Origin of the sequence: Streptomyces sp. NPDC002566, assembly GCF_042889585.1 — a bacterium.
GTDB lineage: Bacteria > Actinomycetota > Actinomycetes > Streptomycetales > Streptomycetaceae > Streptomyces.
In genome coordinates this window covers 22,474-34,500 of record NZ_JBIARD010000012.1, presented here as the reverse complement: position 1 = coordinate 34,500, position 12,027 = coordinate 22,474, and the positions used below count along the sequence as shown (strand labels likewise).

12 protein-coding genes are annotated in these 12,027 nt (G+C 71.8%); 2 read left to right on the top strand and 10 right to left on the bottom strand.

Translation table 11 applies throughout. From position 1 onward, the window contains the following. Positions 1 to 29: 29 nt before the first annotated feature. Positions 30 to 467 carry a hypothetical protein gene (locus ACFYXA_RS33405; protein WP_389040008.1) on the top strand — a complete coding sequence of 146 codons (438 nt, stop codon included), beginning with the start codon at positions 30 to 32 and terminating at the stop codon, positions 465 to 467. An 88-nt stretch (positions 468 to 555) separates the two neighbouring features. Here the strand turns inward: ACFYXA_RS33405 and der are convergent, their stop codons facing one another. The 4 genes from der to ACFYXA_RS33385 form a co-directional block, all read right to left on the bottom strand. Next, positions 556 to 2,034: a ribosome biogenesis GTPase Der gene (der, locus tag ACFYXA_RS33400; RefSeq protein WP_389040005.1), complete on the bottom strand. Its 1,479-nt coding sequence runs from the start codon at positions 2,032 to 2,034 to the stop codon at positions 556 to 558. 71 nt (positions 2,035 to 2,105) lie between these two features. Then, positions 2,106 to 2,798, bottom strand: a complete 693-nt coding sequence (locus ACFYXA_RS33395) for a lysophospholipid acyltransferase family protein (RefSeq protein ID WP_352250512.1) — start codon at positions 2,796 to 2,798, stop codon at positions 2,106 to 2,108. Next, positions 2,756 to 3,442: a (d)CMP kinase gene (gene cmk / locus ACFYXA_RS33390; RefSeq protein ID WP_389040000.1), complete on the bottom strand. Its 687-nt coding sequence runs from the start codon at positions 3,440 to 3,442 to the stop codon at positions 2,756 to 2,758. Before cmk ends, ACFYXA_RS33395 begins: the two co-directional genes overlap by 43 nt. Positions 3,443 to 3,557: 115 nt before the next feature. Then, positions 3,558 to 4,643, bottom strand: a complete 1,086-nt coding sequence (locus tag ACFYXA_RS33385) for a prephenate dehydrogenase (RefSeq protein ID WP_352250516.1) — start codon at positions 4,641 to 4,643, stop codon at positions 3,558 to 3,560. 341 nt (positions 4,644 to 4,984) lie between these two features. Between ACFYXA_RS33385 and ACFYXA_RS33380 the strand changes: the two genes are divergently transcribed. Further along, the gene (locus ACFYXA_RS33380; RefSeq protein WP_352250518.1) at positions 4,985 to 5,440 is read left to right on the top strand and encodes a Rieske (2Fe-2S) protein; all 456 of its coding nucleotides are present in this window, start codon (positions 4,985 to 4,987) and stop codon (positions 5,438 to 5,440) included. 141 nt (positions 5,441 to 5,581) lie between these two features. Here ACFYXA_RS33380 and ACFYXA_RS33375 read toward each other — a convergent pair whose 3' ends face one another. The 6 genes from ACFYXA_RS33375 to ald form a co-directional block, all read right to left on the bottom strand. Next, a complete protein-coding gene (locus ACFYXA_RS33375; RefSeq protein WP_352250520.1) occupies positions 5,582 to 6,703 on the bottom strand; it encodes a pseudouridine synthase in 1,122 nt (373 codons plus the stop codon). Then, positions 6,703 to 7,356 carry an SMC-Scp complex subunit ScpB gene (scpB, locus tag ACFYXA_RS33370; protein WP_351097636.1) on the bottom strand — a complete coding sequence of 218 codons (654 nt, stop codon included), beginning with the start codon at positions 7,354 to 7,356 and terminating at the stop codon, positions 6,703 to 6,705. The genes ACFYXA_RS33375 and scpB overlap by 1 nt, the downstream gene beginning before the upstream one ends. Beyond that, the gene (locus tag ACFYXA_RS33365; RefSeq protein ID WP_389039992.1) at positions 7,353 to 8,393 is read right to left on the bottom strand and encodes a segregation and condensation protein A; all 1,041 of its coding nucleotides are present in this window, start codon (positions 8,391 to 8,393) and stop codon (positions 7,353 to 7,355) included. Before ACFYXA_RS33365 ends, scpB begins: the two co-directional genes overlap by 4 nt. A gap of 366 nt (positions 8,394 to 8,759) precedes the next feature. After that, positions 8,760 to 9,347, bottom strand: a complete 588-nt coding sequence (locus ACFYXA_RS33360) for a hypothetical protein (RefSeq protein WP_389039989.1) — start codon at positions 9,345 to 9,347, stop codon at positions 8,760 to 8,762. Next, positions 9,332 to 10,324 (bottom strand): ParA family protein, encoded by a 993-nt coding sequence (locus ACFYXA_RS33355; RefSeq protein WP_242621006.1) that lies wholly within the window; start codon positions 10,322 to 10,324, stop codon positions 9,332 to 9,334. The genes ACFYXA_RS33360 and ACFYXA_RS33355 overlap by 16 nt, the downstream gene beginning before the upstream one ends. Positions 10,325 to 10,869: 545 nt before the next feature. Beyond that, positions 10,870 to 11,994 carry an alanine dehydrogenase gene (ald, locus tag ACFYXA_RS33350; RefSeq protein WP_352250524.1) on the bottom strand — a complete coding sequence of 375 codons (1,125 nt, stop codon included), beginning with the start codon at positions 11,992 to 11,994 and terminating at the stop codon, positions 10,870 to 10,872. Between the last annotated feature and the right edge of the window lie 33 nt (positions 11,995 to 12,027).

The following is a 12,027-nucleotide window of genomic DNA, read 5'->3' as shown; positions in this document are numbered from 1 at the left end:
CCTTCCCGCGCCGGGTCGTTTGGACATACGTGCACACCTACGACGTTCCGCGCCGCCAGGCCTTCCAGTCGGTCCAGTCCTCCCGGCCGGCGGCCCAGGATCCCCAGGGCGGCCCCTCGGCCACGCCGATCTACGACGCGCTCTACGCCGAGTACGTCAAGTCGTTCCGTTCGCTGCCGGGCGATCGCAGCGGGGAGGAAGACCTGGGGTTGACCGCCTTCGGGTACGTCCCGCACAGCACCGGGTCGTTCAGCGGATCGCTCGGCAACTCGTTCAGCAGCGGCTACAGCGCCTACAGCGCGGGCGCGCAGAGCGCCCGCACCGGGCTCGGGCAGCAGTCGCAGTGGCAGCGGGTCGGGCCGCTCACCCCGGCCGGCCGGCAACCGCAGCCACAGGCCCAGCCGCAGGCGCCGACGACCACGCACCACGTCCCCGCGGCCCTGCCGCCGGCCCGAAGAGGCTACTGAGCGGCCGCAGGGCCCGGCGCGGCCTCGACGGCGCCCGCACGGCCGGAGGGCGGCCCCCGCGATGGGGAGCCGCCCTCCGGCCGTCATGTCACTTCTTCCTGCCGCGCTTCTCGCGCACCCGCACCGAGATGTGGATCGGCGTGCCATCGAAGCCGAACTCCTCGCGCAGCCGGCGCTCGACGAAGCGCCGGTAGCCGGCCTCGATGAAGCCGGACGCGAACAGCACGAACCGCGGCGGCTTGGTGCCGGCCTGGGTGCCGAACAGGATGCGGGGCTGCTTGCCGCCCCGGATGGGGTGCGGGTGGGCGGCGACCAGCTCGCCCAGGAAGGCGTTCAGCCGGCCCGTGGGGACCCGGGTCTCCCAGCCCGCCAGCGCGGTCTCGATCGCCGGGACCAGCTTCTCCATGTGCCGCCCGGTGCGCGCCGAGACGTTCACCCGGGGCGCCCACGCCACCTGGCCGAACTCGGTCTCGATCTCGCGCTCCAGGTAGTAGCGGCGCTCCTCGTCGAGGGTGTCCCACTTGTTGTAAGCGATGACCATCGCACGGCCCGCCTCCACGGCCATGGTCACGATCCGCTGGTCCTGGACCGAGATCGATTCGGAGGCGTCGATGAGGATGACCGCGACCTCGGCCTTCTCCACGGCGGCGGCGGTGCGCAGGGAAGCGTAGTAGTCGGCGCCCTGCTGGAGGTGGACGCGCTTGCGGATGCCCGCGGTGTCGACGAACTTCCAGGTGACGCCGCCCAGTTCGATCAGCTCGTCGACCGGGTCGCGGGTGGTGCCGGCCAACTCGTTGACGACGACGCGCTCCTCGCCCGCCACCTTGTTCAGCAGCGAGGACTTGCCGACGTTCGGGCGGCCGATGAGCGCGATACGGCGCGGTCCGCCGGCCACCGTGCCGAAGCTCTGCTCGGGCGCCTCGGGCAGCGCCTCCAGCACGGCGTCCAGCATGTCGCCGGTGCCGCGGCCGTGCAGCGCGGAGACGGGGTGCGGCTCGCCGAGGCCCAGGGACCACAGGTAGGCCGCGTCGGCCTCGCCGCTCGGGCCGTCGACCTTGTTGGCGGCCAGCACGACCGGCTTGCCGGCCTTGCGCAGCAGCCGTACGACCGCCTCGTCGGTGTCGGTCGCGCCGACCTTGGCGTCGACGACGAAGACGACGGCGTCGGCGGCCTCGATGGCGTACTCGGCCTGGGCGGCCACGGAGGCGTCGATGCCGAGGACGTCCTGCTCCCAGCCGCCGGTGTCGACGACCTTGAAGCGGCGGCCCGCCCACTCGGCCTCGTAGGTGACGCGGTCGCGGGTGACGCCGGGCTTGTCCTCGACGACGGCCTCACGGCGGCCGATGATCCGGTTCACCAGGGTCGACTTGCCGACGTTGGGGCGGCCGACGACGGCGAGCACGGGCAGCGGCCCGTGACCGGCCGCCTCGATGGCGCCCTCCACGTCCTCCAAGTCGAAGCCCTCTTCGGCGGCGAGCTCCATGAACTCCGCGTACTCGGCTTCGCCGAGCGCCCCGTGATCGTGCTCGAAGGCGTCCGAGCCGCCGGGCTGGATGTGGTCGTTCATGAAGTCCGTACCTCGTTCATCGTGGTGATCGGTGGACCTGACTCGGCAGGTGATCCACTACTCAGTGTCGCCTAGCGCCCGGTGAGACGCCTGGCGTTTTCCAGGTGGGCGGCGAGCTGCTTCTGGATGCGCTCGGTCGCCTCGTCCAGCGCCTTGCGGGTGCGCCGCCCACTGCCGTCGCCCGCCTCGAACGGGTCGCCGAAGACGACGTCGACCCGGGACCGCAGCGGGGGCAGCCCCTTGAACAACCGTCCGGGCCGGTCGGTGCTTCCCAGCACGGCGACCGGCACGATCTGCGCGCCGCTGCGCACCGCGAAGTAGGCGAGCCCCGCGCGCAGCGAGGCGAAGTCTCCCTCGCCCCGGGTGCCCTCGGGGAAGATGCCCAGCACTCCGCCGTTCTCCAGCACGCCGAGGGCCCGGGTGATCGCCGAGCGGTCGGTCGTCTCGCGGTCCACCTTGAGCTGGCCGATCCCGGTCAGGAAGGGGTCGAGGGGGCCGACGAACGCCTCCTTCTTGATCAGGAAGTGCGTGGGCCGGGGGGCCACGCCCATGACCATCGGTCCGTCGATGTTGTGGGAGTGGTTGACCGCGAAGATCACCGGGCCGGTCGCGGGCACCTTCCAGGATCCCAGCACCCGCGGCCGCCACAGCCCGTACATCAGCCCGACGCCGATCCGGCGTCCGACCTCGGCGCCCTTTTCCGAGGGCACGGACGGCTGAGTCACTTCCCCGCCCGCTTCTCCTCGACGAGGGTGACGACGCACTCGATGACCTGGGCCAGCGTCAGCTCGGTGGTGTCCACCTCGACGGCGTCGTCCGCCTTGGCGAGGGGGGAGGTCTTGCGGGAGGAGTCGGCCGCGTCCCGCTTGATCAGCGCCTCGCGGGTGGCGTGCACGTCCGAGCCCTTCAGCTCGCCGCTGCGGCGGGCGGCGCGGGCCTCCGGGGACGCGGTGAGGAAGATCTTCAGATCGGCGTCGGGCAGCACGGTGGTGCCGATGTCACGCCCCTCGACGACGATCCCCTTCTCGGCGGAGGCCGCCAGCGACCGCTGGAGCTCGGTGATCCGGGTCCGCACCTCCGGTACCGCGCTGACCGCGCTGACCTGGGAGGTGACCTCAGGGGTGCGGATCGGGGCGGCCACGTCGGTGCCGTCGACGGTGATCGTCGGGGCCGCCGGGTCGGTGCCGGAGACGATCTCCGGCTTGCCGGCGACGGCGGCGATCGCCGTGGGGTCCTCGACGTCGATCCCGTTGGCCACCATCCACCACGTGATCGCCCGGTACTGCGCACCGGTGTCCAGGTAGCTCAGCCCCAGCTGGGCGGCCACGGCCTTGGACGTGCTCGACTTGCCCGTTCCGGAGGGACCGTCGATGGCGACGATCACGGGCTGGGCGGCGCCGTTTTCCACGGGGGGACACCTTCCTGGTGCGAGGCGGAGGACTGCGGGGCGAGAACACGCCCCGCACAAGGTTACTGGGTACGACTCACTCGTCCGGCCGCACGTCACGGCGGCGCCGGGCAACCTACTGCCGCACCGCCCACCCCCGCTCCGTCAGCGCGGCGGACAGCACTCCCGCACTGCGCGGCTCGACCATCAGCTGCACCAGCCCCGCCTGCTGCCCGGTCGCGTGCTCGATGCGCACGTCCTCGATGTTGACCCCGGCCAGCCCGGCGTCGGCGAAGATGCGGGCCAGCTGCCCCGGCTGGTCGTCGATCAGCACCGCGACCACCTCGTACGCCCGCGGGGCGGACCCGTGCTTGCCGGGCACGCGCACCTGCCCCGCGTTCCCGCGCCGCAGGACGCCCTCGATGCCGCCGGCGCCCTCACGCCGCTTGGCCTCGTCGGAGGACTGCAGGGAACGCAGCGCCCGCACCGTCTCCTCGAGGTCGCCGGCGACGTCGGTGAGCAGGTCGGCGACCGGCCCGGGGTTGGCGGAGAGGATGTCGATCCACATCCGGGGATCGGAGGCGGCGATCCGGGTGACGTCCCGGATGCCCTGCCCGCACAGCCGTACGGCGGCCTCCTCGGCGTTCTCCAGCCGGGCGGCGACCAGGCTGGAGACGAGGTGGGGCATGTGGGAGACGAGGGCCACCGCCCGGTCGTGGGCGTCGGCGTCCATCACCACCGGGACGGCCCGGCAGTGCGAGACGAGCTCCAGGGCGAGGTTGAGCACCTCGGTGTCGGTGTCCCGGGTCGGCGTCAGCACCCAGGGCCGGCCCTCGAAGAGGTCGGCGGACGCGGCGAGCGGGCCGGACTTCTCGCGGCCCGACATCGGGTGCGTGCCCAGGTACGTCGACAGGTCGAGGCCGAGCGCCTCCAGCTCACGGCGCGGACCCCCCTTGACGCTGGCCACGTCGAGGTAGCCGCGGGCCACCCCGCGCCGCATGGCGTCGGCCAGCACGGAGGAGACGTGGGCGGGCGGCGCGGCGACGATGGCGACGTCCACGGGGCCTTCGGGAGGCGCGTCCGCGCCCGCGCCGAGCGCCGCAGCCGTGCGGGCCTGCTCGGGGTCGTGGTCCTCCAGGTGGACGGTGACGCCGCGCTGGGCGAGGGCCAGGGCGGCGGAGGTGCCGATCAGCCCGGTTCCGATGACGAGCGCGGTCCTCACCGGGCGACGCCCTCGCCCGGGGCCGCGCCCCGCTCCATGTGGCCGGCCTCGTCCCGCTCCCGCTGGACGGCCCCCCGGGCCGCTCGTACCGCCACGGTGCTGCTCCTCGTTCACATAGCTGTCGGCTCTGCGTCCAGCGTAGTCAGCCCGTCCGCGCGGGGTGAGCGCCGCCCGCCCGCTGAGACGGACGCGGGAGCCGTTCATCACATCCGAAATGTTCGTTTTGTGGCACTTATCAGGACTTGCTTCACGTTCGGCGCCTTCGGTGCCACGATTGTGCTCTGCGTCACAGCACCTTCCGCACCTTTCCGCACTTCTTCCCGCACTTTCGGAGTGACGACATGACCCACCCCGCCACCCGCCGTACGGTCCTCCTCGCGACGGGCGCGGCGGCTCTCGCCGTCGGCTGTAGCGACAAGGGCGACGGCGGCTCGGCCCCCGAAGCCTCCAAGAGCCCCGCCGCCGGTACCGCGGGCACCCCCGGGACCGAGTCCCCGGCCGCCTCCGCGGGCCGTGAACTGGCGACCACGGCCGACATCCCCGTCGGCGGGGGCACGATCTTCAAGGAGGAGAAGGTCGTGGTCACCCAGCCGTCGAAGGGCGACTTCAAGGCCTTCTCCGCGATCTGCACCCATCAGGGCTGCACGGTCACCAGCGTCGCCGACAAGACGATCAACTGCGCCTGCCACCGGAGCAGCTTCAGCATCGAGGACGGCGCGGTCACCGCGGGCCCGGCGACCAGGCCGCTGCCGGCGGAGAAGATCACGGTGGAGGGCGGCGCCATCAAGCTGGTGTGAGCCGCCGAAAACTGGTGTGAGCGGCCGAAAAGCCGCAGGCCCCCGGCGGCCGGGGGCTCTCCGCCCCCTTTTGCTGTCGAGGCGACCTTCTGTGGTCGAGGCGACTGTAAAAGGGGGCGCGGTTCGGTCACGACCTCCCGGTCAGAGGTCGACCTCCTGCATCAGCATCCCGACCTCGGTGTTCGACAGCCGGCGCAGCCAGCCCGACTTCTGGTCGCCCAGGGTGATCGGGCCGAAGGCGACGCGCACGAGCTTGTCGACGGGGAAACCGGCCTCCGCCAGCATGCGGCGCACGATGTGCTTGCGGCCCTCGTGCAGGGTGACCTCGACCAGGTAGTTCTTCCCGGTCTGCTCGACGACGCGGAAGTGGTCCGCGCGCGCGTAGCCGTCCTCCAGCTGGATGCCGTCCTTGAGTTTCTTGCCCAGGTCGCGCGGGATCGGGCCCACGATGTGCGCGAGGTAGACCTTCTTCACGCCGTACTTCGGGTGGGTCAGCCGGTGCGCCAGCTCGCCGTGGTTGGTGAGCAGGATGACGCCCTCGGTCTCGGTGTCGAGCCGGCCCACGTGGAAGAGACGCGTCTCACGGTTGGTGACGTAGTCGCCGAGACACTGACGGCCTTCGGTGTCCTCCATGGTGGAGACGACGCCGGCGGGCTTGTTGAGCGAGAAGAACTGGTACGACTGCGTCGCGACGGTCAGGCCGTCGACCTTGACCTCGTCCTTCTCCGGGTCGACCCGCTTGCCCTGCTCCAGGACGATCTCGCCGTTGACCTCGACCCGCGCCTGCTCGATCAGTTCCTCGCAGGAGCGCCGGGAGCCGTAGCCCGCGCGCGCGAGGACCTTCTGCAGCCGCTCGCCCTCCTGCTCGGCGCCCGGGAAGGTCTTGGGCAGCTTGACGTCCTTCTTGCCCGCGTAGCGCTCGCGGTTGCGCTCCTCGGCGCGCGCCTCGTACTCGCGGGAGCGGGCGGGCGCCGTACGGCCGCGTCCGCCGCCCTGCGGCTGCTTCGGGCCGCCCTTGGCGCCGCCGCGCGCCGCACCGCCGCGTCCCGACTTCGGGCCGTCGGGGGACGCGCCGGGGCCCACGTCGTAGCGCCGCTCCTCCGGGCGCGGCTTCTTGGGCCTGCCGCCCTGCCTGTCGTCGCGGTCGTTCCCGGCACCGCGGTAATTGCCGCGGCCACCGCTGCTCCCGCCGCGGCCGCCGCTGTTGCCACCACGGCTCCCGCCGTTGTTTCCGCTGCTGTTCCTGCCGCTGCTGCTTCGCATCAAAGTTCCGTCTTGTCGTCTGCGTCCTCGGAATCCGGGGCGTCCGGATCGAACGACGGGACCGCTTCCAGTGTTTCGGCCTCGATCGCCTCCGCCTCCGGGAGGAAGGGCGCGAGCTCCGGGAGCTCGTCCAGACCGCGCAGGCCCATCCGCTCCAGGAAGTAGTTCGTCGTCCTGTACAGGATCGCACCTGTTTCGGGTTCCGCGCCCGCCTCCTCGACCAGACCCCGTTGGAGGAGGGTGCGCATGACCCCGTCGCAGTTCACCCCGCGCACGGCGGAGACCCGGCTGCGGCTGACCGGCTGCCGGTAGGCGACGACGGCCAGCGTCTCCAGCGCGGCCTGCGTGAGCCGGGCCTGCTGGCCGTCCAGGACGAAGCGCTCCACGGCCGGGGCGTACTCGGCCCGGGTGTAGAACCGCCAGCCGCCGGCGACGAACCGCAGGTCGAAGCCCCGCCCCTGCACGGTGTACTCGTCGGCGAGTTCGCGCAGGGCGTCCGCGACCTGGCGGCGCGGCCGTTCCACGATCTTCGCGAGGTGCTCCTCGGTCGCGGGTTCGTCCACGACCATCAGGACGGCCTCCAGGGCGGGCTTGAGGTCGAGGTCCACGACGGCACGGGATCCGCCCGGGGCGCCGGCGGTGTCCTCAGTCACGGCGTCTTCTCCTTCTCGGACTCCCCCGGCACTTCGGGGGGCCGGTCGAACTCGTCGGTCACTCTGGGCGTCTCGTCCCCGTCGCCGCCGGTCCACCGCACCAGCAGCTCGCCGAGGGCCGTCTCCTGGTCCAGGGCCACCGCCTTCTCCCGGTACAGCTCCAGCAGGGCCAGGAAGCGGGCGACGACCGTCAGGGTGTCGTCGGTGTCCTCGACGAGCACCCGGAAGCTGGCCTCCCCGAGTTCCCGCAGTCGCGCGACGACGATCCCGGCCTGTTCCTGCACGCTGACCAGCGGCGCGTGGATGTGGTCGACGTACACCTGCGGCTTGGCCCTGGGCTGCATCGCCTTCACCGCGAGCCGGGCGAACCCTTCCGCGCCGATGGTGATGACGACCTCGGGCAGCAGCTCGGCGTGGTGCGCTTCGAGGCCGACGGTACGGGGGTAGCGGCGGGCCTCCTCCTCCAGCCGCCCGTTGAAGATGTCGGCGATCCGTTTGTACGCGCGGTACTGGAGCAGCCGCGCGAAGAGCAGGTCGCGGGCCTCCAGCAGCGCGAGGTCGGCCTCGTCCTCGATCTCGGCGGCGGGCAGCAGCCGGGCCGCCTTCAGATCGAGCAGCGTCGCGGCCACGACCAGGAACTCGGTCGTCTGGTCCAGGTCCCAGTCCGGCCCCATCGCCCTGATGTGTGCCATGAACTCGTCGGTGACCTTGGACAACGCGACTTCGGTGACGTCCATCTTGTGCTTGGAGATCAACTGAAGCAGCAGATCGAACGGCCCCTCGAAATTGGCGAGCCGAACCTTGAACACCCCATCGCCCACCTCACCCTCGGGCGCGGCCCCGCCCTGAGAGGCCGCGGCACCGCTCGCCGCCCCGGCCCCGCCTCCGTCCCGCCCGACGAGCGAGGCCTCCGACCGACCGTCACCACGACCGGCATCCGACAGCGACCGGCGCGCAGGCCCGATTTCGGGCAGCCCGACGTCCGGCAGCGACTCGCCCTCGACGTCGTCAAGGACAGCGGGCACGGCCGAGCGCACCGGGCTGGCCTCGCTGCGACCCGCGACCGGCGGCGCCCCGTCCCCGGGCCCGACATCGTGCCGCCCGGCAGAACGCGGCAGCTCAGCCCCGGCGACGTCCCGCCGAGCCTCATCACGGCCGGCGACCAGGGACGGCCCGCTCCCGAGCCCGGCTCCGCCGCCGCCCGCGACCGAGGACTCCGGCGGGGCCCCGTCGCGGTTCGCAGCCGATGATGGCTCGGTGTCCGGTCCGGGTTCGTTGGGGGCGGGGGGCGCGGGGGCCGGCTCGGGTGGGCGGGTGGTGGGGGGTGCCGGGCCTCGGCCCAGGGGGCGGCGGGCTCCCGGCGAGGGGGTGTTGTTCGAGGTCATGGCCTCCGCAGGCTACCGCTACCGGCCGCGCAGCCGGCGTACGAGGATGCTGGCGTCGCCCCGGGCCTCCAGGTCCGCCAGGACCACGGCGACCGCCTCGCGGACGATCCGTCCCCGGTCCACGGCCAGCCCGTGTTCGCCGCGCAGCACCAGCCGGGCGTGCTCCAGGTCCATCAGCTCCTCGGCGGAGACGTACACGGTGATCTTCTCGTCGTGTCGCTCCCGGCCGCTGGGCCGGCGGGCCGCGGCCCGGCCCCGCTTGCGCGGCTGGGCGGCCTCGCCGGCGGCGGCCGGTCCTTCCGGCGCCGCGCCCTGACGCCGCGCGGGGCGCTCCCCGCCGGCGGTCCGGCTGCGGGACTCCCCGGCGTCGCCCTGCTCGGCGTCAGCCGCCACGTGCTCGGCGCCCTCGCCGTCACCGCCCTGCGCGGGCACGGCCTGCGGCGCGTCCTCGGCCGAGGCCGCCGCTGCCGTGTCGCTCTCCCCGGCGGGAGCGGGTACCCGCGCCTCGCCGTTGGCCTGGCGTCGCGGTGCGGACGGCTGGAGCGCCATCCCCCCTGTCGTACGGAAGAGTTCGTCGGCCCCCGGCAGACTCACTCGGCGTGACACCGGGCGAGCACCTCCCTGGCGAGCTGACGGTAGGCGGCGGCGCCGACGGAGTTGGAGGCGTAGGTGGTGATCGGCTCACCGGCGACCGTGGTCTCCGGGAAGCGGACCGTGCGCCCGATGACCGTGTGGTACACGTGGTCGTCGAAGGCCTCGACCACACGGGCGAGGACCTCGCGGCTGTGGACCGTGCGCGAGTCGTACATCGTGGCGAGGATGCCGTCGAGCTCCAGCTCCGGGTTGAGCCGCTCCTGGACCTTCTCGATGGTCTCGGTGAGCAGCGCGACACCGCGCAGCGCGAAGAACTCGCACTCCAGCGGCACGATCACCTTGTGCGCGGCGGTCAGCGCGTTGACGGTGAGCAGGCCGAGCGAGGGCTGACAGTCGATGACGATGAAGTCGTAGTCGTCGAGGAGCGGCTTCAGCGCCCGCTGCAGCGTCGACTCGCGCGCGACCTCGGAGACCAGCTGGACCTCGGCGGCGGACAGGTCGATGTTGCTGGGCAGCAGGTCCATGTTCGGGACCGCCGTCTTCAGGAGCACCTCGTCGGCCGCCATGCCCCGCTCCATGAGCAGGTTGTAGACGGTGAGGTCGAGCTCCATCGGATTGACGCCGAGACCGACCGACAGCGCGCCCTGCGGGTCGAAGTCGACGAGCAGCACCCGGCGTCCGTACTCCGCGAGGGCGGCGCCCAGATTGATGGTCGACGTCGTCTTGCCGACGCCGCCCTTCTGGTTGCACATCGCGATGATCTTCGCGGGTCCGTGATCGGTCAGCGGGCCCGGGATCGGGAAGTACGGCAGCGGGCGTCCCGTGGGACCGACGCGCTCGCGACGCTGGCGGGCGGCGTCGGGCGCGAGGGTGGCCGCGTACTCGGGATCGGGCTCGTACTCGGCGTCGGGGTCGTAGAAGTGCCCTTCGGGCAGTTCGTCGTAGTCGGCGAAGTGGTTGCGGGGCGCGCCACTTCCGTCGCCGGCCATGGCGTTCACGTGATGGCCATCCATGCTGTGGTGTGCTGGCTGAGCCAACTGGGGGCTTCTGTGGCTCTGATGGTCTGCGAAGGTTCGGACAGCGACGGAGCCGACAGCCTCGCGCCCCGTGGGGCCCGGGCCCCGCGTAGGCGTTCCTGGATGACCACCCCCGGGAGAAAATGTCGACTCATTCACAAGTCGTCTTACCTCCTTGGTGACCAGGAAACTTCTAGACAAGGTCAGCGTGGCACCATGCCGACGATTGGCGACTCTATGGCGTGTCGGGCGTCCGCAGCAACACAATCCGCCGGACCCGGCCCGATGTGTCGGCAATGAAACATCCCGCTGTCAAGGGCGTACGGCCGTCGCACGGCAGGATTCACGGGTGTGCGAATCGGTTCAAGGGTTACGTTCGAGGCGAGTTGGCCGAGAGCGGCAAAGTGACCATACACACACTCGGCCGGACCTTGTATGGCAAGGTCCGGCCGTGCGCACGCCCTTGAGGCGTCGTGTTGACGTATCGCCTTTACGAAAAGGTGACTTGGCGGAGCGTCTCAGCCGAGCAGTGAGGCGAGCTCCACGTGCTCGAGGCCGTGTGCCTCGGCGACCTCGCGGTAAACCACCTTGCCGTCGTGGGTGTTGAGCCCCCTGGCCAGCGCGGGGTCGCGGCGCAGCGCCTCCACCCAGCCCCGGTTCGCGAGTTCGACGATGTAGGGCAGGGTCGCGTTGGTGAGCGCGTAGGTGGAGGTGTTGGGGACCGCGCCGGGCATGTTGGCGACGCAGTAGAAGACCGAGTTGTGGACCGGGAAGGTCGGCTCGGCGTGGGTGGTCGGGCGGGAGTCCTCGAAGCAGCCGCCCTGGTCGATCGCGATGTCGACAAGGACACTTCCGGGCTTCATCCGGGAGACCAGCTCGTTGGTGACGAGCTTGGGCGCCTTGGCGCCCGGGATGAGGACCGCGCCGATGACGAGGTCGGCCTCCAGGCAGGCCTTCTCCAGCTCGAAGGCGTTGGAGACGACCGTCTGGATCTTGGTGCCGAACACCTTGTCGGCTTCCTTGAGCTTGTTGATGTCCTTGTCGAGCAGGGTCACGTGGAAGCCCATGCCGATGGCGATCTGCGCGGCGTTCCAGCCGGAGACGCCGCCGCCGATGACGACGGCCCGGCCGGCCAGCACGCCGGGGACGCCGCCGGGCAGCACGCCGCGGCCGCCGTTGGCGGCCATCAGGTGGTAGGCGCCGACCTGCGGGGCGAGCCGGCCCGCGACCTCGGACATCGGGGCGAGCAGCGGCAGCGCGCGGTTCGGCAGTTCGACGGTCTCGTAGGCGATCGCCGTGGTGCCGGACTCGATGAGCGCGTCGGTGCACTCCTTGGAGGCAGCCAGGTGCAGGTAGGTGAAGAGCGTCTGGTCCTTGCGGAGGCGGTGGTACTCCTCGGCGATGGGCTCCTTGACCTTCAGCAGCAGGTCGGCGGTGGCCCACACCTCGTCGGCGGTGTCCAGGATCCGGGCGCCGGCGGCCACGTATTCCGCGTCCGGGATCGACGAGCCGACGCCGGCGCCCTGCTCGACGACGACCTGGTGGCCGTGGCGCACCAGCTCGTGCACGCCTGCCGGGGTGATCGCCACCCGGAACTCGTTGTTCTTGACCTCGCGGGGGATGCCGACCTTCACGTGGATCACGGTCCTTGGCTCAGAGGGTGTGGGGCATGGAAC